The 22,846-nt window shown below is 61.9% G+C and carries 21 protein-coding genes and 1 pseudogene; 13 read left to right on the top strand and 9 right to left on the bottom strand.

Going from position 1 to position 22,846, the window contains the following annotated elements:
• The first annotated feature begins 160 nt into the window (after positions 1–160).
• Both BH682_RS05500 and murJ read left to right on the top strand, forming a co-directional pair.
• The gene (locus tag BH682_RS05500; RefSeq protein ID WP_003945837.1) at positions 161–1,189 is read left to right on the top strand and encodes a beta-ketoacyl-ACP synthase III; all 1,029 of its coding nucleotides are present in this window, start codon (positions 161–163) and stop codon (positions 1,187–1,189) included.
• Positions 1,190–1,286: 97 nt separating this feature from the next.
• Positions 1,287–2,915 (top strand): murein biosynthesis integral membrane protein MurJ, encoded by a 1,629-nt coding sequence (gene murJ / locus BH682_RS05505; RefSeq protein WP_223304494.1) that lies wholly within the window; start codon positions 1,287–1,289, stop codon positions 2,913–2,915.
• Here the strand turns inward: murJ and BH682_RS05510 are convergent.
• The 3 genes from BH682_RS05510 to BH682_RS05520 all read right to left on the bottom strand — a co-directional run bounded on the left by BH682_RS05510 (position 2,901) and on the right by BH682_RS05520 (position 6,171).
• Positions 2,901–4,055, bottom strand: a complete 1,155-nt coding sequence (locus BH682_RS05510; protein WP_058227328.1) for an alkaline phosphatase family protein — start codon at positions 4,053–4,055, stop codon at positions 2,901–2,903. The genes murJ and BH682_RS05510 overlap by 15 nt on opposite strands.
• 135 nt (positions 4,056–4,190) lie before the next feature.
• On the bottom strand, positions 4,191–4,964 hold the full coding sequence (locus BH682_RS05515) for a VOC family protein (protein ID WP_042452552.1): 774 nt from the start codon (positions 4,962–4,964) through the stop codon (positions 4,191–4,193).
• A 262-nt stretch (positions 4,965–5,226) separates the two neighbouring features.
• The gene (locus tag BH682_RS05520; RefSeq protein WP_065456078.1) at positions 5,227–6,171 is read right to left on the bottom strand and encodes an alpha/beta fold hydrolase; all 945 of its coding nucleotides are present in this window, start codon (positions 6,169–6,171) and stop codon (positions 5,227–5,229) included.
• 144 nt (positions 6,172–6,315) lie between these two features.
• Between BH682_RS05520 and BH682_RS05525 the strand changes: the two genes are divergently transcribed.
• Positions 6,316–6,528, top strand: a complete 213-nt coding sequence (locus BH682_RS05525) for a hypothetical protein (RefSeq protein WP_223304495.1) — start codon at positions 6,316–6,318, stop codon at positions 6,526–6,528.
• Here BH682_RS05525 and BH682_RS05530 read toward each other — a convergent pair.
• Positions 6,510–7,271: an SDR family NAD(P)-dependent oxidoreductase gene (locus tag BH682_RS05530; protein WP_042452547.1), complete on the bottom strand. Its 762-nt coding sequence runs from the start codon at positions 7,269–7,271 to the stop codon at positions 6,510–6,512. The genes BH682_RS05525 and BH682_RS05530 overlap by 19 nt on opposite strands.
• 205 nt (positions 7,272–7,476) lie before the next feature.
• Here BH682_RS05530 and BH682_RS35840 point away from each other — a divergent pair, with 205 nt between their 5' ends.
• Complete coding sequence (locus tag BH682_RS35840) at positions 7,477–7,635, top strand: hypothetical protein (protein WP_156423205.1); 159 nt, start codon at positions 7,477–7,479, stop codon at positions 7,633–7,635.
• Between the two features lie 113 nt (positions 7,636–7,748).
• Here BH682_RS35840 and BH682_RS05535 read toward each other — a convergent pair whose 3' ends face one another.
• The gene (locus BH682_RS05535) at positions 7,749–8,594 is read right to left on the bottom strand and encodes a hypothetical protein (protein ID WP_075832363.1); all 846 of its coding nucleotides are present in this window, start codon (positions 8,592–8,594) and stop codon (positions 7,749–7,751) included.
• A gap of 108 nt (positions 8,595–8,702) precedes the next feature.
• Here BH682_RS05535 and BH682_RS05540 point away from each other — a divergent pair, with 108 nt between their 5' ends.
• From BH682_RS05540 to BH682_RS05550, 3 genes are all read left to right on the top strand, one after another.
• On the top strand, positions 8,703–9,938 hold the full coding sequence (locus BH682_RS05540; RefSeq protein ID WP_075832365.1) for a cytochrome P450: 1,236 nt from the start codon (positions 8,703–8,705) through the stop codon (positions 9,936–9,938).
• Complete coding sequence (locus BH682_RS05545; RefSeq protein WP_042452540.1) at positions 9,935–10,498, top strand: TetR/AcrR family transcriptional regulator; 564 nt, start codon at positions 9,935–9,937, stop codon at positions 10,496–10,498. The genes BH682_RS05540 and BH682_RS05545 overlap by 4 nt, the downstream gene beginning before the upstream one ends.
• 99 nt (positions 10,499–10,597) lie before the next feature.
• A complete protein-coding gene (locus tag BH682_RS05550; RefSeq protein ID WP_075832367.1) occupies positions 10,598–12,511 on the top strand; it encodes an alkyl/aryl-sulfatase in 1,914 nt (637 codons plus the stop codon).
• A gap of 34 nt (positions 12,512–12,545) precedes the next feature.
• On the opposite strand, the gene BH682_RS05555 is transcribed toward BH682_RS05550, so the two are convergent.
• The 3 genes from BH682_RS05555 to BH682_RS05565 are packed head-to-tail and all read right to left on the bottom strand — an operon-like array spanning position 12,546 to position 15,153.
• Positions 12,546–13,166, bottom strand: coding sequence for an L-threonylcarbamoyladenylate synthase (locus BH682_RS05555; RefSeq protein WP_003945756.1), 621 nt, complete (start codon positions 13,164–13,166; stop codon positions 12,546–12,548).
• Positions 13,167–13,192: 26 nt separating this feature from the next.
• Positions 13,193–13,618, bottom strand: a complete 426-nt coding sequence (locus BH682_RS05560; RefSeq protein WP_007734605.1) for a MerR family transcriptional regulator — start codon at positions 13,616–13,618, stop codon at positions 13,193–13,195.
• 35 nt (positions 13,619–13,653) lie between these two features.
• A complete protein-coding gene (locus tag BH682_RS05565; RefSeq protein WP_087503809.1) occupies positions 13,654–15,153 on the bottom strand; it encodes a SulP family inorganic anion transporter in 1,500 nt (499 codons plus the stop codon).
• A gap of 297 nt (positions 15,154–15,450) precedes the next feature.
• Between BH682_RS05565 and BH682_RS05570 the strand changes: the two genes are divergently transcribed.
• From BH682_RS05570 to BH682_RS36315, 4 genes are all read left to right on the top strand, one after another.
• Positions 15,451–16,665, top strand: a complete 1,215-nt coding sequence (locus BH682_RS05570; protein ID WP_075832371.1) for an Ig-like domain-containing protein — start codon at positions 15,451–15,453, stop codon at positions 16,663–16,665.
• Positions 16,666–16,720: 55 nt separating this feature from the next.
• Positions 16,721–17,839, top strand: a complete 1,119-nt coding sequence (locus BH682_RS05575) for an Ig-like domain-containing protein (protein ID WP_075832373.1) — start codon at positions 16,721–16,723, stop codon at positions 17,837–17,839.
• Positions 17,840–18,127: 288 nt separating this feature from the next.
• Complete coding sequence (locus BH682_RS05580) at positions 18,128–18,496, top strand: hypothetical protein (protein WP_029537646.1); 369 nt, start codon at positions 18,128–18,130, stop codon at positions 18,494–18,496.
• 353 nt (positions 18,497–18,849) lie between these two features.
• Positions 18,850–19,020 carry a hypothetical protein gene (locus BH682_RS36315; protein WP_007734610.1) on the top strand — a complete coding sequence of 57 codons (171 nt, stop codon included), beginning with the start codon at positions 18,850–18,852 and terminating at the stop codon, positions 19,018–19,020.
• A gap of 16 nt (positions 19,021–19,036) precedes the next feature.
• Here the strand turns inward: BH682_RS36315 and BH682_RS05585 are convergent.
• Positions 19,037–19,309 (bottom strand): annotated as a pseudogene (locus BH682_RS05585) (HNH endonuclease family protein); the annotation flags it as partial.
• A gap of 192 nt (positions 19,310–19,501) precedes the next feature.
• On the opposite strand from BH682_RS05585, the gene BH682_RS05590 reads away from it, so the two are divergent.
• Positions 19,502–20,677, top strand: coding sequence for a tyrosine-type recombinase/integrase (locus BH682_RS05590; protein ID WP_021334719.1), 1,176 nt, complete (start codon positions 19,502–19,504; stop codon positions 20,675–20,677).
• The gene (locus BH682_RS05595) at positions 20,670–22,829 is read left to right on the top strand and encodes a tyrosine-type recombinase/integrase (RefSeq protein WP_080656790.1); all 2,160 of its coding nucleotides are present in this window, start codon (positions 20,670–20,672) and stop codon (positions 22,827–22,829) included. Before BH682_RS05590 ends, BH682_RS05595 begins: the two co-directional genes overlap by 8 nt.
• Positions 22,830–22,846: the final 17 nt, after the last annotated feature.

Consider the following 22,846-nt stretch of genomic DNA (forward strand, 5'->3'; position numbering starts at 1 on the left):
CATGGATCTGGACTACATACCTGACCGAAGCGTAATGTGAGCCAGCCTCATGTTGTTGCCGTGATCGAACGGTGACCTGAGAGGCAGGGGCTTATGTCCTGTACGTAACGTGTGATGTCGAATGCGCGTCATCACCAGAAACCAACGAGGAGATCGATCAATGGGTAAGCCGATTGCCAGTGTGGCCGGAGGTCGGCAGTCCGTCCTTCTCGGGCTCGGCGTTCACCGCCCGGAGCGAGTCGTGACCAACGACGAGATCTGTGAGCTGATCGATTCCACCGACGAGTGGATCCAGACGCGATCGGGTATCAAGTCGCGCCGGTTCTCCGGCGAGGGTGAAGGCATCCTCGCGATGTCGATCAGCGCGGCCCGTAAAGCACTGGACGTCAGCGGCATTGCCCCTGAGCAGATCGGCGCCGTGATCATCGCGACGTCGACGTGGGACCTGCAGACTCCCCAGGCTGCGTCCATCGTCGCCCACGAGCTCGGCATCAAGGGTCCGGCTGCTTTCGACGTCGCGGCAGGCTGCGCCGGTTTCTGTACCGCTCTTGCAGTGGCCAGCGACCTCGTTCGCGGTGGCACGGTTGATCACGTACTCGTCGTCGGCGTCGAGTTGATGAGCGAGGCCACCGAGCCCACCGATCGCAGCGTGCGCTTCATCTTCGGTGACGGCGCAGGCGCAGTTGTCGTCGGCCCGAGCGACACCGTCGGAATCGGCCCGGTCGAGTGGGGTTCGGACGGCAGCCAGTCCGACGCCATCGTTCAGGAGCCGAGCTGGCTCGACTACACCAAGAACCCGACCGGACCTCGTCCGTGGATCAAGATGGCCGGTACCGCGGTGTTCCGCTGGGCTGCCTTCGAGATGGGCAAGGTCGCCACTCGCACCCTGGAGAAGTCGGGGCTGGGTATCGAGGACATCGACGCTTTTGTGCCGCACCAGGCAAACCAGCGCATCAACGAGGTCATCGCTCGCAGCATGAAGCTGCCCGAGGGCTTCCCCGTCTCCAACGACATCGCCGAGACGGGCAACACGTCCGCGGCCTCGATCCCGCTCGCCATGGAGCAGATGCTGCGCGACGGCCAGTGCAAGCCGGGCGACAAGGCATTGCTTCTCGCCTTCGGTGCGGGTCTGTCCTTCGCCGGTCAGGTTGTCGTCATGCCGCCGTTGGCTGGAGCGGAATCCGCCTGATTGTTCCTTACGGAAGGGCGCCTCGAACCCACGGTTCGGGGCGCCCTTCCGTTTCCGTCCGGATCGTCGAACGTCTGCGATGTGGCACTCTGGCGAGATGGTCGAGAACGTGGGGGAGTCCGAACGGGAGTCCGAACGTAATGGTGTGACGGGCGGCAGCTTGGCGAAGATGGGCGGGCAAGTGGCGCTCGCCAGCACGGTCAGTCGGATCACCGGCTTCGTCCGCACCCTTGCCCTTGCCGCGGTCCTGGGCATCGCCCTGGTCAGTGATGCGTACAACGCGGCCAACAGCTTCCCGAACATGGTCTATCAGCTCCTCCTCGGCGGGATTCTCGCCAGCGTCCTGCTTCCGTATCTGACGCGGCAACGGAGCCGTGGGCGGACGCTCGAACGAGAGCAGACGCAGCGCGTTCTCACCGTCGGAGCGCTGGCTCTTGCGCTCGTGACGGTAGTGGCCGTGGTGTGCGCGCCGCCTCTGGTCTCGGCCGTGATCGATGATCCGGCTCAACGAGAGCTGACGACGCTCTTCGCGTACTTGCTCCTTCCGGAGATCTTCTTCTACGGCGTCACGGCGATGATGACGGCTGTGCTCAGCGTTCGATCGGTATTCGGCGCGCCGGCCTGGGCACCGGTGATCAACAACGTCGTCCTTCTGGTGACGGTCGCGGTCTTCCTGTGTATCCCGGGACCGGTGGCTCTGACTCCCGAGTCGATGACCACCGCGCAGGTTCTGGTGATCGGTATCGGCACTCTGCTCGGGATCGTGGCGCAAACCGCCGTCGTTGCTCGAGCGCTGCACCGCAACGGGTTTCGGTGGTGCCTTCGCGTGCGCGTCGTACCGCACACCTGGCGACCGGTGCGCGTCGGGGCGCCGTTGCTCGGCTGGGTACTTGTGTACGTCGTTGCCGGCCAGATCGGTGTGTGGGTGACGATGAAGGTCACTCTCTCCCGTCACGTCTACTCGATGTACACGCACGCGGATCTGTTGTTTCAAGTGGCGTACGGCATTCTCGGTGTGTCGTTGTTGACGGTGCTGATGCCGCGGATCGCCAGGTCGGTTGCTGCGGGTGACGACGTCGGCGTCGTATCCGATCTCGGCCGGGGAGCCCGGTATTCTGTGGTGGCGCTGATCCCGGTGACTGTGGCGCTCATGGTGTTCGGTCCCTCGTTGACCACCTTGATCTTCTTCGGCCGGGTCGACGGCAGCAGTGCCCGGTTGATCGGGACGGCCGTTGCGGTCAGTGCATTCGGGCTGGTGCCCTTTGCGATGGTCATGCTTCAGCTGCGAGTGTTCTACGCCGACAACAACACCCGAACTCCCGCGGTGATCGCCCTGGTGATGGTGGTCGCCAAGACTGCGCTCGTCCTTCTTGCGTCACTGTCGGCTAGTGACGAAAGGCTGGTCCTGGCCGTCTGTGCCGCCGGCTCGTTCTCCTACGTGTGTGGAGCGGTACTCGGCCATATCCTTCTTCGAAAGCGATACGGGCTGTTGGGATTCCGTCGCGTGCAGGCCGCCGTCGGAAGGATTTCGGCGGCGGCAATTCTGGCAGGTGGTTGTGCGTTCGCTTTGGTGGTGGCGGTTCAGAACCGAGTTCCCGAGCCCAGGCTTGCTGCTGTTATTTCATTGTCGGCGGGTGCGGCCGTCGGTGCCGTCGTCCTGTTGGGCGCATGCAAGGTCGTCGGTGTTCCCGAGATTCGCCGGGCGCGAGCCCTACTGCTGTCCTGAGGACAAGAGCGGTACCAGCAGTTCGTCCGGAGTGAGGGCGCCGTGCTGTCCACGGAGGCCGGACAGTCCCGATTCGACAGATCGACGTACGACGGCCACGTCCCCGGACGCAATGGCGATGACATCACCGATCCGGCCGTGATACTCGGAATGCACTGCAGGCCCGAACAATCCTGCGACTATGCCCTCGGACCTCGTCCCGATCCACATGCGGTCACCCAGTTCGGCGCGCCAGCGGTCGGCAACATCTTGTGCAGCGCCTTCTCGGGTGTGGATGTGACGACATCTAGGTTCACCGGCAAGAGCGAGTACATCTTTGGACAGAATCGGAGTGTTGTCGAAGTCGATCTTGTTCTCGTCCGACACGTCGACCATTCCGTGGTCTGCCGTCACCAGCAATCTCACGTCCGGACCGAGAGCCGCGGCGAGTTGCTCGACCAGTCGATCGACCAGCATCAGTTGGAAAATCCACGGCTCGGACTCGGGTCCGTAGACGTGGCCGAGTGCATCGATCTCGCTGACGTAGCAGTACGTGAACGTGCGGTCGGCAGATTTCGACGCCGCCACGGTGCGAGCGAGGAGGTCTCCGTATGCCTGGATTCCGGCGAACTGGGCACCGCGCATCCCGGCACGGGTGAGGCCGCTGCCGTCGAACTTCGACGGTACGACGGTTGTAACGGTGATGCCGGCTGCGGCGGCGCGATCGAACGTCGTGGCCTGCGGCTGCAGGGTTTCCGGGACGATGGAGTCGGTCTGAGATTCCTTCTTGCCCGCGCTGTGCCAACCCAGCCAGTTGAACACCGAATCGGCTTCTTCGACGTAGGACTGGTAGCCGGTGATGCCGTGCGCTCCCGAAGGCAGACCGGTCCCCAGTGAGACGATGCTGGTGGCCGTCGTCGTGGGGAAGCCTGCCCGGATGGGCGTTCCGATCAGTGAATTCAGGAATGGTGCGTGTTCGGCGTTGCGGGCGAGCAAGTTCGCGCCCATCCCGTCTACCAGCAGAATTACGGTCTTCTTGCTGGGCTGTAGATCGAGACGGTTCGCTTCGCCGCTCACTCCGAGAGAAGCGAGTACCGACGGCGCAAGCGTCGACAGAGTCGGCTGCGAGTACACATCGAGGAGAGGGGCGGGGGCGGGCATCCCATGAGATTAGGCGTTGGACGCAGAAAACTGCATACCTTCTGGGCGAGTGTTCAAATCTGTGCGGTCAAATCCGGACTTTCCAGATGATCAGCGCGCAGAGACCGCGGACCGGTGCGGCCTCCGCGCGGAGATTCATTCCATGATCGTGGAGATCTGGAACTTGGCACCTAGTGGATCGGCCACCGACGCGAGACGACCGAAGGGCGTGTCCTCGGGATCGCGCAAGACGCTGCCGCCGAATTCGACGACCTTGGCGACGGCCGCATCGGTGTCGTCCGCCCCGAAGTACACCTGCCAGAACGACGGCGCCTCTGCCGGGAGGAACGAGCTGGCATCCATCAAACCGGCGACGACGGTGTCACCCTGCTTGGCCTGTGAGTACCGGAACTCGTCGCTGTCACCGATCGACTCGTAAGTCCAGCCGAACACGTCGGTGTAGAACGGCAGGACCGCGGCGTAGTTCTTGGACAAGGTCTCGTGCCAGACCGGCGCTCCGGCCTCGCCGACCAAACCGAAGCCGTGATGCTGATCTGCCTGCCAGATGCCGACGACGGCACCGGCCGGATCGCCCACGATCGCCATGCTGCCCTGAGGACCGACCTGCATCGACGGCATCATGATCGTTCCGCCCGCGGCTTGGGCCTTGGACGCCGACGCTGCCGCATCAGTCGAGGAGATGTAGGTGGTCCACACGTTGCCGTAGGGGTTTCCCTCCTGCTGGGGTCCGAGCCCGGCGATGGGCTGCCCGTCTTTGCTGAAGATCGCGTAGCCGCCGTACTGCGGGTCGTCGTTTGTGTCAGCCTGCCAGCCGAACACGTTGGTGTAGAAGGATTTGGCAACCTCGGTGTCGGAGCTGGTGAGGTCGATCCAACAGGGTGTTCCGTCGAGCGCTGTGCGTGCGGGCATCTGAAAACTCTCCTTAACCGAAACGGATACACAAGCAGGGGACGCGGAAATGCTTGGCCGAGGAAGGCCTGAATCTCACGCTACGCGCGTACCCCGACACATTCCCAGGGTTCGAGAGCTTTGGGGTATGTGTCCGTTTCGCGTTCCCCGGTGGGCCGGACCTGCCAACGTAGACGACCGCCGAATCGTTCTTGATACTCCGAAGTTGATGGGGCACTTGCTCGATCGGCAAGGGCGTTCCACCGGGGAGTGTTGGTACGTGTCAGCTCCTGATCAGCCCCGTGCGATCGAGCCACGCGAGCGCATGACGGGTGAACTCGTCCGGAATCTCCAATTGTGGGGTGTGGCCGGTGTCGCCGAGAATGATGGTGGTCCAGTGTGGATGTGCAGCAGCGGCTGCCCGTGCGGCCTCGACTGGGACAAGCCGATCGCGATCGCCGTGCATCAGGAGCGTCGGAGTCGTGATCTCTCGCAATGTCTTTCGATAGGAGGCAGGACGGGCGAGGGTCATCAGCAGTGACCGTGCTGCCTGAAGGAATTCGGCATCCTGGGTAGGTTCGTTGCGGCGAATCGCCGTCAAGGCAGCGCCCGCGTCGAGGACCGCGGGGTCGGCTCGCGTCGGATCGGCAAAACACAATCTGGTCATCTGAGCGGCCAACTGCCGGTCTGACATCTTTCGGCGTCCGAAGCCGAGAACCTGCTCACCGACGTACGGCATCGAGTAGAGCGCGAATTGGGCGGCGACGGTCAGATCGGGAAGTTGGACGGGCAGGGGGAGCGCCGGATCCACCAGCACCAGGCCGGCGACTGATTCGGGACTGGCATGGGTCGACATTGCCGAGACCATTCCGCCCATGGAATTGCCGAACAGGACGGCGGGCTCACCCACCACTGCGTCGAGAAAGCGATTCAGAAGTACTGCGTTGGCGTCGACGCCGGTGTGTCGCCCACGGGCAGAGGTGAGTCCGAATCCAGCGAGGTCAAGTGCGTACACGCGCGTGCGCGCCGCCAGCGCCGGTGCCACCCGCACCCAGTTCAGGTGCGAGCCGCCCAGACCGTGAACGAGCACGATGGGCGGCGCTCCGCTGGGACCGCCGAAGTCGATCCAGTGAACGTCACCGCCGAGATCGGTGATGTTGCTTGTCCCGCCCCACGGGTGTGTGAGGGTGCTTCCGTCGGTGAGTTGGGCCGAAACAGCGGATTCCATACCTGCCAGGATGCACCGAGGTGTCGTCGTAGTCACGCACTCGTTCCGGTTCGAGATCCGAATATGTGTCATCGATCACGGATTCTCAGGAAGCTCAGGAAACGGGCAAAACCGAATTTGACTGGTGTTCAGCACTTTTCGCGGTTGTCATCGCTGTCCGGCGGCCGTGGCGCGCGTCCGGCGGAGGTCGGTTCGGGCATACTGAAAACCATGTGGTGGATGGTCGGGCTCATAGTGCTGGCCGCGTTGGTTTTGGCATCCGTTCTGGTCGGTTTCGTTTTCCGCCGCCCGATCGCCGAAGCCAAGTCGGCGGTGCTTGCCTTCGACGACGCCAGCTCTCAGCCCCAGCGCGACTGACCACCGTCGAGCGGAATTGTTGCTCCAGTCAGATACGCGGCATCCGGGCCGACCAGGAAAGCCACCGCGGTTCCGATGTCCGTTTCGCAGTCGCCGATCCTCCGTAGCGGAATCCCGGCAACAAAGGCGGCAGCCTCCTCCGGGCGTGCATCTGCCCACCGCTGCAGCCCCGGCGACGACGCGTGGGGAGCAACCGCGTTGACCCGGATCCCGTCGACGCCCCATTCGCATGCTGCCGCGCGACTGAGGGCTCGGACGGATTCCTTCACGGCCGCGTAGCCGCCGTAGCCGGCAGCGTCCCAGCGGACGGCCACGGAGCTGACCATGTTGATGATTGCCCCGCCGCCGCGCTCCTTCATGAACGGGTAACAGGCTTGCATGGTTCGCAGAGTCGCGACGGGGCCGGACGTCAATCCGTCGGCAAGGCGCTCCGGAGTGAGGTCGAGGACGTTGCCGAGCGGGTTGAGGCTGGCGTTGTTGATCAGAATGTCGACGCCGCCGAACAGTTCCACCGTTCGCGCCACGGCTCCGGTGATGGAATCCGCGTCGGCGATATCCATGAGCACCGGTTCGGCACGGCCTCCGCGTTCGGCGATCTCGTTACATGTGACGACGAGTTTCGACTCAGTGCGGCCCGCGACCGCGACGGAAGCGCCCTCCTTGGCGAGCGCAAACGCAACTCCCTGGCCGACGCCTTGCCCTGCGCCAGTGATCAGGGCCACTTTTCCATCCAACTTGCCCACTGCTGTTCTCCTGCTCGTCATTCAACGGTTCCCGAAGCGTTGTCCGAATCGCGCATTGTTACTCGTGGGTTCCCGCTGGATGAGATGTGAGTTACGTCCCACTCAGCGGCACCGCTTCAAATTTCGGTCGTCTTACGTATATTGTGAGCGCCGTTACATACCGGGCGCGCGGACCGCGTACACATTCCATGATGAGGAGCTAGACATGGCATTCACCACTGGCAGCAGCAAGACGGACCTCGCAACTCTCGGCGACTTCCAGAAGATCATTGCAGGCCTGGGCGGCGTTCTCGTCGGCATCGGCGCAGTTGCAGGTCTTCTCGGCGCAATTGGTGGCGCAGGAAGCTCGCAGCCGAAGGCTTGATTGCTTCGCTGAACCGGATTTACGGCCCCCGGCCCGCATTCTGAAGGTATTGCCTTCGTGGATGCGGGCCGGAGGTTTGCCTGCAGATGAATACCTGTGTCTTGCAGGCACATTCATTTTTGTGATACGTCGATCTTTGCCGGCACATCCACACCTTCTTCGTGGACCTGGGGCCCGAAGTTCGGCAGCGGAGTGAAGTCGAGTGCCGCCTCCGAACCGCGGTAATGGCGGAAGTAGAAGAGGGATCGGTCGGGCCGCACCAGGCTGTCCGGTTCGCTTGTCTTCCATCCCCAGTGGACGTCTGCTCGCAAAATCTCCGACAGCTCCAGTATGTTCTTGCAACCATGGCTCTGTAGCCCAAGGCATTTCAATTCCTCGACGTCTCGCAATTGCCCGTCGCGCGTCCACCTGGATTCGTAGACCAGAGCATCGAGAACGACGCGGTGCGAACCCGCTTGAGTAACGCCGGCAAGTAGAACCTCCCAGTCCAATCCTGGTGCGTGTTGGAGGTATTCGTCGGCGTCGACGAATGCTGCCCATGCGACGGTGTCGCGGTACCGGCTCACGTAATCGACGTACGCCTCTACCTGTCCGTGCACGATCCGACCGTCCGCGTCGCGCGGTTGCCAGTCGACGATCGTCACCGGAAGGTCGTGCAGTTCTTTGCGGAATGCGACCTGAACTTCACTGTCCGACATCGATCGGGTGAAGGCGCCGTAAGAGTTGCCTCTCTTGTCCTCGCTGCGGCCGTGCCAACGGTTGAGACTGAATGCGCTTGTCTTGCGGGTGGACCCGACGGAACCGGTGTTGTCGTAGAGAACAACCTCCCAGCCTTGCTCGATGTGGTGCAGGCACCAGTCCCTGATGAAGGGGAGATGTTCGCGGGGGAGCAGGACCGCAACCACGGCGCGGCGCCCGGCGTCAGAGCTGTTCGGATGATTCTTCGGATCCGTGATCACCCGACACACGATAGTGCTCTGCGTGGATGCGAGTTACTCAATGCTGCTCGTGGGAACGGTTGATCGTAGAACGTTGACACATTTGGCAATTTGTCTCATAGTCGAGTCATGACAACTTCTGTGTCACATTCGCCACGGTTTGTACCTTCCACCGGGGAGTCCTGGCGTTCGCCCTGGGCCATGTACGACGCATTGCGCGAGAACGACCCGGTGCACAACGTTGTGCCGGAAGCTGCGCCGCAGGACGACTACTGGGTGCTCACCCGTCACGAAGACGTCTACAACGCCGCTCGCGACTACGAGACGTATTCGTCGGCAAAGGGATTGACCACTGTCTACGGTGAACTCGAACAGATCGGGATGCAGGACAATCCGCCGTTCGTGATGCAGGATCCGCCAGTGCAGTCGGAGTTCCGGCGCATGGTGTCGAAGGGTTTCACTCCGCGTCAGGTATCGGCGGTCGAGCCGATGGTTCGCGAATTTGTCGTCGAACGAATCGAGGCGCTGAAAGCGCGTGGCAGCGGCGATATCGTCGTCGAGCTCTTCAAACCGTTGCCGTCTATGGTTGTCGCACACTATCTGGGTGTGCCGGAATCGGACCGTGACCAGTTCGACGGCTGGACCGAAGCCATTGTCGCTGCCAATTCGGCAGGTGGTGTGGCCGCGGCAGCGACGACGGCGCAGGCCGCCACCGGTGAGCTGATGATGTACTTCGCTTCGCTGATCGAACGCCGCAAGGTCGAACCGGATGACGACACGATTTCGCACCTACTCGCCGCTGGACTCGGTGAAGACGGCGACATGTCCGGCCTGCTGTCGATTCTGGGCTTCGCCTTCACCATGGTGGCCGGGGGAAACGACACCACGACAGGAATGCTGGGTGGTTCGGTGGCGATGCTGACCGAACGCCTCGACCAGCGTCAGATCCTGCTGGACGATCCCGCATTGATCACCGACGCGGTCGACGAGTTGCTTCGACTCACCTCGCCGGTCCAAGGACTGGCACGCACCACGACGCGAGATGTGGCCTTGGGTGGCAAAGTGATTCCGGCAGGACGTAAGGTTCTGCTGATGTACGGTGCGGCCAATCGTGATCCCGAGAAGTACGGACCCGACGCGGCGGAGTTGGACGTCTTGCGTCGACCGCAGAAGATCCTCACCTTCAGCCATGGCGCCCACCATTGTCTGGGCGCGTCGGCAGCTCGAATGCAGGCGCGAGTTGCTTTGGAAGAGTTGCTTTCCCGGATTCCCGACTTCCATGTCGACATCGACGCGATGCAATACGCGCCGGGCAACTACGTGCGCCGTCCGCTCTCGGCTCCGATGTCGGTGACTCGGCCATGAGCAACGACTGGCTCGGCGAGGGGCGCGCCTTGGCGGCAGCCGAGAAGATCCTCGACAGTGCGGCACAATTGTTCGTCGAGAAAGGCGTCAACGCGGTCGGTATGGCGGAGATAGCCTCTGCTGCAGGATGTTCCCGAGCCACCTTGTATCGGTACTTCGAGAATCGGCAGGCTCTTCACATTGCGTTCGTTCACCGCGAAGCTCGCAGGCTGGGAACTGCGATCGCGGAATCGGTAGCGACCATCGACGATCCGAGTGAGCGTCTGGAGACGGCCATACTCACCGCAGTCTCCGCGGTGCGCAGCACTCCGACGTTGGCTGCATGGTTCGCCCCGGGCGATGCGAGTCTTGCCGGTGAACTCGCCAATTCGTCCGACGTCATCAACGGACTTGGTGTCGCGATGCTCGGTGAACTCGGAGCAGGCACAGCGTCGCGGGCACGCTGGATCGTGCGGGTGATCCTCTCGCTGCTCATGGTGCCGGGGGCGGACGAGAACGACGAGCGGACGTTGGTGCGTGAGTTCGTCGTTGCGCTGTTGATTGCTGGACGGGCCACCTGATCATCCCTTCCGGGTGATGCGCGAGGGCTGCGTGGGAATCGAGGATGAACCGATATCCCGACACAGGTCACCGCGAGTTCCCGAGGAGCGTAAGAGAAGATGACTACACCGTCCGAACTCGACCCCAAGCCCGCCACCGAAGCGACTCGCCTGGCAAATGCCCAGGTTCTCCGTGACCTTCCTTTCGACGACACCTTCGACTTCGAACTGATTTCTCGAGGTCTCGTGGCACCGCTCATCGATGGCGGACTGGTCAAAGGTGACAAAGGGCAGTTCATCTTCTCGTACGACGCCTACGGGTTCGCCGACGGCGATGCACCGGATACCGTCAACCCGAGTCTGTGGCGCCAAGCCACTTTGATGGGAAAGGGCGGTGGACTGTTCAAGCTGGCTGATCGTCTGTACCAGGTGATCGGCCAGGACTTGTCGAACACGACGATCATCGAGGGCGACACCGGGTTGATCATCGGTGACACTCTGATGTCCGCGGAAACAGCCGCTCTCGCGCTGGAGTTGTACTACCAGCACCGCCCGAAGGTTCCGGTCAAGGCAATCATCTTCACGCACTCCCACGGCGATCACTTCGGCGGTGTCAAAGGATTTGTCACCGACGAAGAGATCGAGTCCGGTGCCGTAAAGGTCTACGCACCAGACAGTTTCACGGAGGAAGCGATTTCCGAGAACGTACTTGCCGGCACGGCAATGACACGTCGCGGAATGTACATGTACGGATCGTTCCTGCGTCCGGGGCCACAAGGGCAGGTATCCGGTGGTCTCGGCCTGTCCACTTCGCACGGCACTTCGACGTTCGCCGTGCCTACCGACGTCATCACCGAACCGGTGCACGAAGAGGTCATCGACGGTGTGCGCGTGACGTTCATGCTCGCGCCGGGAACCGAAGCGCCATCCGAAATGCTCTTCTATTTACCAGATTTCAAGGCGCTCGGGTCAGCTGAGGACGTCACGCACACGATGCACAATCTATACACGTTGCGCGGCGCCAAGACTCGCGACGCCAAAGCGTGGTCGCACTACGTGCGTCTGGCAATGGAACTGTTCCCCGACGTCGAAATCATCTTTGCGCAGCATCATTGGCCCACGTGGGGTAACGACAAGATCTTGAAGCTGATGTCGGATCAGGCAGATCTGTACAAGTATCTGCACGATCAGACGTTGCGCCTTGCCAACAAGGGACTGACACCGGTAGAGATTGCCGACCAGATCGAGGTACCCGACGCGATCGGAAAGCAGTGGTACAACCGTGGGTACTACGGCTCGCTCAGTCACAACGTCAAAGCGATCTACACCTTCTATCTCGGTTGGTTCGACGGCGTTCCCGCTCACCTCAATCCCCATCCGCCGGTGGAGAACGGCAAGCGCTACGTCGAAGCCGTCGGCGGGCCGGACGCACTTCTGACCAAGGGCAAGCAGGCGTTCGACGACGGCGACTACCGCTGGGCCGCGGAGTTGGTGAACCATCTGGTGTTCGCCGATCCGAGTAATCAGAATGCGCGAGAGTTGTTGGCGGACACGTACGAACAACTCGGCTACCAAGCCGAGAACGGAACGTGGCGCAACTTCTACCTGGTCGGAGCGATGGAATTGCGGCATCCGCTGGCACCGATGCCGTCCAACAACCCCACCGGCCCGGCCGTGGTCGCAGTGATGCCGCTCGAACAGATGCTGGATTTCTGGGCAGTTCGCCTCGACGGTCCCAAAGCAGCCGATGTAGACCTGTCGTTGCGATTCGTATTGTCCGACACCGCGGACAACGTCCTGGTCACAGTGCGCAACGGCGTGCTGAACTACGACATGGACAAGGCAGATGCTTCGGCCGCCCTGACTCTGACCTTGACCCGTGCCGTGTTCAACGAGGTGTATCTGGGAACGACCTCGCTCACCGAATCCATCAAGGCCGGAACGGCAAAAGCTGTGGGAGATCAGTCCGAACTGGAGACGTTCATCTCGCTGCTGGAGGACTTCGATCTGTGGTTCGATATCGTCACGCCGTGACTGGTCGACTCCATGATGTGGCCCGGGCGGGGGATCATTCGAAACGAGAAGGATCTCCCGCGCCGACCCGCACGATTTCGGGAACACCGGACGAATAGTCGACGACTGTGGTGGGTTCGGTTCCGCAGTCACCCGAGTCGATGACGGCGTCGAGTTGGTGGTCGAGTTCTTCCTTGATCTGCCAGCCGTCCGTCATCGGTTCCTCGGCGCCGGGCAGGAGAAGGGTGCTGGAGAGGATGGGTTCACCCAACTCTTGCAAGAGTGCCCGCACTACCGGGTGGCTGGGGATACGCACTCCGACGGTCTTCTTCTTGGCGTGTGCCAGCCGACGCGGAACTTCCTTCGTGGCGGGAAGGATGAACGTGTACTGCCCAGGCGTAGCCGCTTTCACCGCGCGGAACGCCGAGTTGGTGACGTGGACGAAGTGCCCGAGCTGCGCGAAATCGGCACAGACCAGCGTGAAGTGATGGTCCGAACGCAGATGACGGATCTCGCGGATCCGATCGGTGCCCGAGTGATTGTCCATTCGGGCGCCCAGGGCGTAGCAGGAGTCGGTGGGGTAGGCGATGACCGCGTCGTTGCGCAGCATTTCGACGATCTGGCTGATCGCGCGCGGCTGCGGGTTTTCCGGGTGAACGTCGAAGTATCGGGCCATCAACTCAGCTTAGTTCAGCTTGCAGATCACGAATGCCGTTCACCGTTGAGACTGTGGTCGGCGAGCAAACCCGTCAGCTCTTCGGCGTAGGCGAGTTGCTTACGTAAGTGTGTGCAGCTTTCTTCCGCCCGGGTGTGGCAGTCGGTGACGAATTCGGTTGCAGCGGTGCGCGTTGACGCGTCCGAAGCTTCGTCGCCGAGCACTGCCAGAGAATCGAGAAGTTGTTTCATTTCTTCGAGACTGAATCCGAGCGGCTTCATTCGTCGGATTACCAGTAGCCGTTGGACATCGGCCTCGGTATAGAGGCGGAATCCTCCGGCGCTCCGCTCGGACGGAGTAACCAGACCGACCTCGTCGTAATGACGAATCGTCTTGATCGACAGTTCGGTGCGTTCGGCAACCTGTCCGATCTGCATGTTCGGCCCTTGGCCCGCATGTTCCGGCTCAGACATCACTCCCACTTTCCTCGCGCTGGGCCTCCATACTCTCAGTGACCGTCACCCAGGCGACCGGACAGGCGCAGGTGGCGCTCGGCCGATGCGTCGTCGAGCCCCACGATCTCGACATTCTTGCCTCTGGCCGCGTACTTGGTGGTGATGGCGTCCAGTGTCGCGACGGTCGACGCGTCCCAGACATGAGACTCGGACAGATCGATGACAATGTTCTTCGGGTCGCCGGCGTAGTCGAACTGGTAGATCAGATCGTTGCTGGATGCGAAGAACAGTTCGCCTCGAACCGCATAGACACGGGTGTCCTCGTCCGGATGCGCGACGTCGATCACTTCGGTGAGATGCGCGACGCGGCGAGCGAAGATGACCATCGCGGTGATCACTCCGACGATCACGCCGTAGGCAAGATTGTGGGTCGCGACGGTGACTGCCACGGTGACCAACATGACCACTGTCTCGCCGATCGGCATGCGGCGCAGGGTCTTCGGATTGATGCTGTGCCAATCGAAAGTGCCGACCGAGACCATGATCATGACGGCCACCAATGCGGCCATGGGAATCAACGCCACCACATCGCCGAGGCCGACGACGAGTATCAGCAAGAACACGCCCGCCAGGAAAGTCGAGATTCGAGTGCGAGCGCCGGAGACCTTGACGTTGATCATGGTCTGGCCGATCATCGCGCACCCTCCCATGCCCCCGAAGAAGCCGGTGACGATGTTCGCGACGCCTTGGCCCCACCCTTCTCGGGTCTTGTTCGAGTGCGTATCCGTGACGTCGTCGACGAGCTTGGCCGTCATCAACGATTCGAGGAGTCCGACGAGCGCCATGGCCAATGCGTACGGCGCAATGATCGACAGTGTGTGCATGTCCAGGGGGACATCGGGGAACAGTAGCGTCGGTAGGCTCGACGGAAGCTCGCCCTCGTCGCCGACGTTGGGGACATCGAACGCGAAAACGACTGTGGCGGTTGTCAGTAGCACGATTGCCACCAGTGGAGCCGGGACGGAGTTCGTCAGTTTCGGCAGGAATACGAGTATCAGAAGTGCGACTGCAAGGAGTGGGTAGACGAGCCACGGAACATCGATCAGGTGGGGGAGTTGGGCGATGAAGATCAAGATGGCGAGTGCGTTGACGAATCCCACCATGACGCTGCGCGGAATGAAGCGCATCAACCTTGCGACGCCCAGGAGGCTCAACACGATCTGGAGAAGGCCGGCCAGAAGGACTGTCGCAATCAGGTAGTCGATTCCGTACTCGCGCGTCAGTGGAGCGACGACCAGTGCGACGGCGCCGGTAGCTGCGGAGATCATTGCGGGTCGTCCGCCGACGACGGCGATGGTCACTGCCATCGTGAACGACGCGAACAGTCCTACCCGCGGATCGACGCCGGCGATGATCGAGAACGAGATCGCCTCGGGAATCAGTGCCAACGCCACGACCAGTCCGGCCAAAACCTCCGTTTTGAGACGGTGAGGTGACCGGAGCGCGGCCCGAACCGAATTGTCGTTGGTGGATGAAGCGATGGTTACTGCCATGAGATTCCGTCCTGACGAGGTTCTCATACTCTACCCTCCTGTAAGGGTAGAGTATGACCGGAGATCTCGCTATGGTGCGAACTTCTGTCGAATTGTGTTTCCCTGCAGTGAATCTCGAATCGCGAGATTGATCGAGAGAGGAAAGGCCTGCGGCGGCGGTCAGATGTGACGACCGGCAACTCTTACCAAGTATTTACCTACTGTGTGGGTTTTGTTTATTGAAAACGGGTCAACTCGGGCGCTGGCTCCGTTACAGTTCGGCGGCAAACGTCAATCAGGTTGTTCCGAGAGGACATCATGTCAAAACGCCTACTGAATGCTGCGCTCCTTACCGGCCTCCTTGCCGGTGGAACCGCTGTGGCCGTGATTCCGGCAACCGCGGCGCCCGTTGCAGAAACCACGTCGACAACGTTCCAGGTCACGTGCCGCGCAGTTCCGAGTGCGTTCTCCGGTCCTTCGTCAGACGGAAAGCCTGCTACGGTGCGGGTTTCGGCTCCGACGGTAGTCGCGCCAGGTCAGGTCTTCGACATCGACGTGGATCCGGGTAGCGTCCAGATCCCGAACGATGTGAGCGGCGCAAGCGTCAAGAAGATCTCGCGTCTGAAGATCGATCTGCCGATTCCGACCAACGCGGAGTTCGTTTCGGCGAAGGTCACCGATCCGGGCAATGTTATTGCCGGGAAACCTGCTTCGGTGATTCGTGTCAACGAAGACGGCACTCCCGCAGCGGACGGTCCGATACTCCGGTTGTCCGGCGCAAACGAAGCGATCGGCAACAGCCCGTCATCGTCGTCGGGTGCGCACGGTGGGCTGGCGATCAATGCTCAGTCCGGTGCCGAGACGAACATCGTCTTTCCGAAGATCAGAATCACCGTAAAGGCCGGGCCTTCCGGCGCAGTCGAAACCAATGTCCGGACTTCGGGTGCTGCAGGTACTTTCGGTGGGCCGGAGTCATTTTTGACCTTCCTCCCTCAGGTCAGTCACTGGCTCGCGGGAACCATCTGGGCGCCCACATCCTGCTCGCCGCGCGACGCTGAGACCGGCCCCCTCAATGCCGGTGCCGGCGCCCTGGCATCCACGAAGATCGACGGGGACCTGGGGCCCGTTGATCCTGAGCCAGGCGCGGACATCGTGACTAAGCTCGAAGGACCGGCTACCGCCGCGACCGGTACCAAGGTGTCTTTTGCTTCTCACGTCGATCCGGAAAACGCAACGGGAACAGTACAGTTCATGGTCGACGGCAAACCCGTCGGTGACCCGCGGCCGGTGGTTCGCGGTATTGCGCGCCTGGATCTCACCTTCGGTAAGGCGGGTACCAAGTCCGTGACTGCAGTATTCACCGCTACCGGAGACGAGGCGAAGTACACGTCGGCGGCACACGTACTCACGGTGACCGGTGACACCACAGGTCCGGTCGATCCCAACCCGACCGATCCGGGCACCCCGGGTGGTCTCGGCAGCCTCGAGTCCGTTCTGCCGCAGCTGCCGACGGGTTCGCTCGGTGGCAAGTGATCACGGTCCTACCTCACTGAACTTTCAATGGCCGAGTTCTTCTGAAAGGCAACACATGAACCCCCGCACTCTGGCAGTTTGCGCTGTCGTACCAGCACTCGCGGCCGGACTCCTCGCTGTGTCCGCGCCGGTGGCAGCGGCTTCCGATACCGTGACGCGGACAGTTTCCTTCGAACACAAGTGCCGGGTCGACGGCGCCACCGATTGGGATTCGTCGTTCTCCGACAACATGGAGGTAACGGCGCCCACGTCCGTGCGTCCCGGCGAACAGTTCACAGTGAAATTGCATCCAGGCACCATGCGTAGTTCGGATTCGGACACCGGTCGTATCAAGTACGACATCGCACTACCGCAAGGGGCAACCCTGGTTTCGTACTCCCTCGTCGGTGATTCGTCGTCCAACTTGACCGGCGAGACTGCGGTGCTGCTCCGGGTGGGCGCAGACGGAAACGCGAACCCGGCGGGTGAGTACCTGCGAATTACCGGTACCGGCAACAAGACAGTCAACGACGGTCCGAGCGCGAACGACAACAAGCCCAAGGAAGGACTGCAAGTCAAGGCCAACACGGACTTTCGTTTACCGGCAGTCGAATTGAAACTCGAAGCTCGGTCCGACGAGGGAAACGCGACGACGCACCTGCGCGCCGGGGCGACGAGCCCGACCATCAAGATCAAAGACACGAGCATGAGTTTCGGTGAGTCCCGGTGGGTCAATGCCGCTGGGTATTGTGTTGCTGCGGGCGAGGGACGCAGCGCCCTCTCGACTACCGAGGTCTTCAAAACCAACCAGACCGAGACGATGGTCGCTGTCGCACTGGAGGCACTGACGGGCGAAGACGTCAAGATTGCGGCGAGTATCGACCCGAACCCGGGTGAGGGAACGGTCGAGTTCTTCGACGGCGATACGAAGATCGGCAGCGCCACAGTCGATTCCAATGGCCATGCAGAACTGGTCTGGCCGTTCCGCGACCAGGGCGAGCATCGCATCACCGCAAAGTTCTTGGGTACCAAGAAGTTCAGTTCTTCGGAATCTGCGGACAAGACCGTGACCGTCACCGTGCCTGGTGTCATCGTCGTCGAGCCGGTGGATCCGACGGAACCGGAAACTCCTGGTGGAACCGGAAGCCTCGGGGACATCTTCTCGAAGCTGCCGACGGGCTCGCTCGGAGGCTGAGTCACCCAAACGGCAGGGGAGCGTCGACGTTTCGGCTCGAATGCGGGTGTGTGATCGAATACTGGAATGGCAGGTTCGAATCATGCCGAGAGCCGCAACGCCGGCGTTCTCTGATCTTCTCAATGGGAGTCTCCGTCACGGAAATCGGGCCAGAACCACAAAAGGTAGCTCACCAAAACTGGTGCCCTTTTACTACCGTTAGTTGAAGAACTGCGCGAACCGCGGGTTCTTACATCAACAAGCCTTCGAACTCGCCGCTGCGGTTCAGGTATGAACAAGGTAGGGAAAATGCGCAAGGTTAGTTTGCTCGCGTCCGCTGCAGCAGTAGCTGTCGGTGTGGCAATGATCGGGACGTCTGCGGCCTCAGCAGCGCCGGGAACGATTCCTGGTCACGGACTGTTCGACGTGCCGTGGGAGGTGTTGCCGGGAACCTACACGACGTCTGGGCCCGTATCAGCTGACATGCCGTGCATATACGGCCGAGCGAAAGTCGACGGCGATGGTGAATTGAATGTCCTCGAGTTCGAAAGCACCCTCGAACCGGCGACAGTCACGATTCTCTTGACGGATTCTCGCTTCACCACCGCATATTGCGCTGATTGGAAGCGAGTGTCGTCAGTCGGATCGTTGGATCTCGGATCACTTTTCGGGTCATAGACGTCGCCGCTCTGATTCCAGATGGGCCTCTGGCCGTGGCCACGGACCTCTGCCATCTCGGCTAACGCTCGCCTCGCGGATGTGCTCGTTCGTCTCGAGTTTCCGACCACTCGTCGCATGAGTCCATGACCAGGGACTTTAGCCCTCGGTAATTACCTACCAATCGGTATATTCTGCGAAGGTACGGACTTCGTGAACCGATGTGAGTTGGCTCCGGGGGACGTGCCGGCCTCGCAGGACCGCCCGCAAAGTCAGCCCGGTGAGGCCACCGGAGTTCGCGCATTTCGACAGATTGCCGCTGGGTCCGTCCGCTACGAGGGGAGCGGACGGACCAGACGGCACGAGAGAGTGCCATGCCTGAACGTGGTCAAAGCAGAGTGGACGCGGGGATCATTGCCGTCGTCGCAGTCATCACCGGTGTGTTCGTCGCACTGACCGGTCACGGTCTGGTTGCAGCGCTCGCCACCGTAGTGGGCCTCGCGCTCGGAATGGCGATTGTGCGGTATCTGATCAAGGGCCGCTGATCATCGCAAGAGTTCAGCAGGTCGCGAGAATGTCTGCGATGGTGTCGTGTTCGGCTTGGGTGACCCACAAACCGTATGCCGCTTTGACTTCCACTTGGGCAGTCACGTACTGGCAGCGGTAGGCCTTGTTGGGTGGCAGCCACGACGCCGCGTCGGAATCCGACTTCTTCTGGTTCGTGGGCCCGTCGACAGCGCGCAGGTTTCGAGGGTCGTTGGCCAGATTGGTTCGCGTCTGTGTATCGAGCTGTTGTGCGCCCTTCTGCCAGGCGTCCGAGAGTGCGACTACATGTAATCCGTAGCTAGTAGGTAGTGCCGTTGACATCATCCTGGGCTTCCTTCCACGGATTCGGGATATGTGGGCGACGGTGTTATCTGCAGGCAGCGAGGTACGCCGATGACACCGCCGACACGCACCGTTCGGGTGCATCGAATCAGGCAGGGTCGGGCGTAGCTTCGAGTTCAGGCGAACGGGAGCGGGCTGATGGCTACAGCGCAACGTGTCACTCTCAGCGACGGTGCAACGACCTGGACGGTGATCGACAGATCGTTCGGTCTCGTTGAGCCGGTCGAGGCATACCTCGAGTACGGGCGGCAAATCGACTTCCGGCCGAACACGACCCGCGCCTACGCACAGAGCCTGGCCCAGTGGTGGTCGTTCCTGGAAGTGACCGGCACATCGTGGGATGCGGTGAAGCTGCACGACTTCGGCGACTTCATCTCTGCCCTGCGCTACGGCGAGCTGGACTCGCCGGTCCGCGAACTCCGCCCCCGACCGACGCTCAGCGACAGCACGGTGAACCTCCGCATGCGCGCGGTGATGAGTTTCTACCGCTACCAGGCCGACAGCGGAACAGACGCTGCGCCGTTCCTGTGGAAGCAAGCCCAGGTCCGATCGGGCCGCTACCTCTCGTTCCTCGAGCACGTGGCCAGGCGAGCGCCGCAGAAGCGCGCAACTATCCGAATCCGCGCCGCCCGCAAGGCCATCCCGGTTCTGACGCCGACCACGATCGACGCCCTCCAAGATGCCGAGGCCAGCTACGACCCGGTGCTCGAGGAGTGGCGAGGTGACCTGCGATATCGGTTCCTGTGGGCAGTCCTGGCGGAATCGGGCATGCGGATCGGTGAAGCCCTCTCGTTGCAGCACCGCGACTGGATCACCGGGATCGGTGGCAAGAGCGCCCGGGTCGCGATCGTGAGCAGGGTGCACCCGCACGGCCTGTCCGCCAAGTCCGGGGAGCGCGAGGTCCACATCGGGTCGCGGCTCGATCGGCTCTACGCCGACTACGTGTGGTGGCTGTGCGATCGAGGCGCCGATGTGGCCCTCGATGATTGGGACAGCAGCTACATCTTCTGCAACGTGATGCGGAACCCGCTGTTCGCGCCGCTGCGCACCGAGTCGGTCTATGCGCACCTGCGCTCGATGAAGCACCGCGACAACGACTTCCCGAACCTGATGACACCGCACTGGTTTCGGCACACCCACGCCACTGCGCTGTTGCTGGCAGGGAGCCCCGTCCACACCGTCAGTCGCCGCCTCGGCCACGCGAGCGTGCAGACCACGATGAACATCTACGGCCACGTCACCGAGGACGCCGAGCTGGCCTCGGTAGCGAACTGGCGCGAATACGTCGCCGGATGGGAGTATCCGAATGCTTAGCCCAGCAACAGATCCCGCAATCACGTCCTGGTCGCGCAGCCCCAAGAGACTGCACCAGATCGATCCGGGCTTGGCACTAGCGGACATGTTCGACCTCACCATCGCCCGCAGGCTCTGGGACTCTCTGCCCGAAGAATGCCGCAGCGATCACTTCGACAAGAAGACGATGCCGGCGCACTACCGACCGGCGATCCGCGAAGTAAACGTCGGTGGGGGCTGGACCTCCTGCTACCTGAACTTCCGCGGTTTGCCGGAGCCGATGACCTGGGAAATCGCCTGGATCATTCATCGGCGTATCGAGCTGGGTCACTTCGTCCGCGTCATCGAGACGAATGCCGTCTTCACCCTGCTGCGCGCCGCGATGCATCACGACGACGAGTGCCGGTCGGCGCAATCGCTGCTGCACCGTTCGCCGGACGAGTGGGTGAGATCCGCACGGAAGGCTCAGATGCGCGGTGAGAAGATCGGCGAGTCTGCGTTCAAAGGCGGCACCTACCGCCTCGGGCACATGGCCGCCGTGCTCGGATACGCCTATCACCGCGGCCCGTGGTGGGAGCTGAACGTCTGGAACCCCAGCCTCGACCCGAGGGTGCCCCAACGCGACCACGAACCGCAAGGTCGCACGACCATGCACTTCACCAACCTGACCAGCATGTGGTTGCGCGAGGGAGCGAAGTACTGGCTCTCGGCGGGCCTGACCACGGAACGGTACTCCTGGAGCACGATCAAATCGCGCCTGGACGCTCTGAAATGGCTGCAACGCTACATCGACACCACCGCCGATCAGGGCCCGTGCCTGACAACCGATCCACACCGCCTGCGGGGCTTCATCCGCGGCTTCTGCGACCTGCTCCTCGCACACCGCATCGAGTCCGGGGCGCGCGCGGGCAAGCCGCTGGCGACGAACCCACGCCGCCAGATCATGACCGCGATCGAACAGTTCTACCAGTTCATGTATGACCACCGGGACGAAGCCGCCACCGAACTCGGCATCAGCGCCTGGGCCACTCTGCGACCCGAGCACTGCGTGCTCTTCCGCCCCGAGGACAAGCCCCGCCTGGCCAACGTCAAGGCAGACGGCATGGTCCTCGAAGACGATGTCATGGCGCAGATCGCCGAAGGCAGCGGCCTGCTCGCACAGCCCGTGAACGAGGGCGGACTCGGCGACCTGCAAGCCTTCCACATCATGATGCTTCTGCTGCGCACCGGACGTCGCGCCAACGAGGTGCTGATGATGGACTTCGACCCACTCGAACCGATCCTGCGCACGCGCACAGACAGTGATCCTGACAGCGCGGGATTCGTCGCCCGGATGCGGTATCAACAGACCAAGATCGAATCGAACCTCGCACCCACGATCCCCGTGGACGAGGAGATCGTCACGATCATCCGAGCCCAACAAAAGCACGCCCGAGAAATGATGGCACACTTCGGAAACCCTGACGTCACGCCAAAATACCTGTTCCTTCGCACGACCCGAAACCGACTGGGCGACAAGCCTTACCCGCTTCCGACAATGCATCTGCGGTTCAGCAGACTCACCAGCCTGCTCAACATCAGAGACTCCGTCGGACGTCAGGTCGCGGTCTCCAAGACACACCGCTTCCGGCACACCGCCGCGACCAACCTCATCAACGCCGGAGTGCCGCTGCACGTCGTGATGCGCTACTTCGGACACATCTCTCCGGACATGACCTTGCACTACGCCGTGACCTCCGCTCAGACCATGGAGGAGGAATTCCTCCGATACAAGAAAGTCACCCGCGACGGCCGCACCGCCTCGATCGACAGCTCCGACCTCTACGACCTGATCCAGCTCGACAAGCGAGCCGACCGCATCCTCCCCAACGGCTGGTGCACGCTCCCACCGAAACAATTGTGCGATAAGGGAAACGCCTGCCTGTCCTGCTCGAAATTCGTCACCGACTCCACTCACGCCCCGCAGTTGCGGACCCAACTCACCGACACGGAAACCCTGATCGAACACCGGCAAGCAGTGTTCACCGCGAAGTACGGCGCCCCGATGGACGAGACGAACATCTGGCTGCACGGCCGCCAAATCGAGGTCGACTCGCTCAACCGGATCCTGCTCTCGATCAACGACGTCTCCGCCACCGACAAGGCCGTTCGCGGCCCCGGAACCACCATCTAGAGCAAGGAGAACCAGCC

Origin of the sequence: Rhodococcus sp. YL-1 (assembly GCF_001942025.1) — a bacterium.
GTDB classification, from domain to species: Bacteria; Actinomycetota; Actinomycetes; order Mycobacteriales; family Mycobacteriaceae; genus Rhodococcus_F; species Rhodococcus_F qingshengii.

Coding starts and splice junctions, on each gene's coding strand:
- BH682_RS05520 (WP_065456078.1), bottom strand. CDS start 6,171: ATGGAATCCGCTGTTTCGGCCCAACTCACCGACGGAAGCACCCTCACA.
- BH682_RS05545 (WP_042452540.1), top strand. CDS start 9,935: ATGAGCAACGACTGGCTCGGCGAGGGGCGCGCCTTGGCGGCAGCCGAG.
- BH682_RS05515 (WP_042452552.1), bottom strand. CDS start 4,964: ATGCCCGCACGCACAGCGCTCGACGGAACACCCTGTTGGATCGACCTC.
- BH682_RS36315 (WP_007734610.1), top strand. CDS start 18,850: ATGCCTGAACGTGGTCAAAGCAGAGTGGACGCGGGGATCATTGCCGTC.
- murJ (WP_223304494.1), top strand. CDS start 1,287: ATGGTCGAGAACGTGGGGGAGTCCGAACGGGAGTCCGAACGTAATGGT.
- BH682_RS05510 (WP_058227328.1), bottom strand. CDS start 4,055: ATGCCCGCCCCCGCCCCTCTCCTCGATGTGTACTCGCAGCCGACTCTG.
- BH682_RS05500 (WP_003945837.1), top strand. CDS start 161: ATGGGTAAGCCGATTGCCAGTGTGGCCGGAGGTCGGCAGTCCGTCCTT.
- BH682_RS05560 (WP_007734605.1), bottom strand. CDS start 13,618: ATGTCTGAGCCGGAACATGCGGGCCAAGGGCCGAACATGCAGATCGGA.
- BH682_RS05565 (WP_087503809.1), bottom strand. CDS start 15,153: ATGGCAGTAACCATCGCTTCATCCACCAACGACAATTCGGTTCGGGCC.
- BH682_RS05575 (WP_075832373.1), top strand. CDS start 16,721: ATGAACCCCCGCACTCTGGCAGTTTGCGCTGTCGTACCAGCACTCGCG.
- BH682_RS05540 (WP_075832365.1), top strand. CDS start 8,703: ATGACAACTTCTGTGTCACATTCGCCACGGTTTGTACCTTCCACCGGG.
- BH682_RS05590 (WP_021334719.1), top strand. CDS start 19,502: ATGGCTACAGCGCAACGTGTCACTCTCAGCGACGGTGCAACGACCTGG.
- BH682_RS05550 (WP_075832367.1), top strand. CDS start 10,598: ATGACTACACCGTCCGAACTCGACCCCAAGCCCGCCACCGAAGCGACT.
- BH682_RS05555 (WP_003945756.1), bottom strand. CDS start 13,166: ATGGCCCGATACTTCGACGTTCACCCGGAAAACCCGCAGCCGCGCGCG.
- BH682_RS05580 (WP_029537646.1), top strand. CDS start 18,128: ATGCGCAAGGTTAGTTTGCTCGCGTCCGCTGCAGCAGTAGCTGTCGGT.
- BH682_RS05570 (WP_075832371.1), top strand. CDS start 15,451: ATGTCAAAACGCCTACTGAATGCTGCGCTCCTTACCGGCCTCCTTGCC.
- BH682_RS05595 (WP_080656790.1), top strand. CDS start 20,670: ATGCTTAGCCCAGCAACAGATCCCGCAATCACGTCCTGGTCGCGCAGC.
- BH682_RS35840 (WP_156423205.1), top strand. CDS start 7,477: ATGGCATTCACCACTGGCAGCAGCAAGACGGACCTCGCAACTCTCGGC.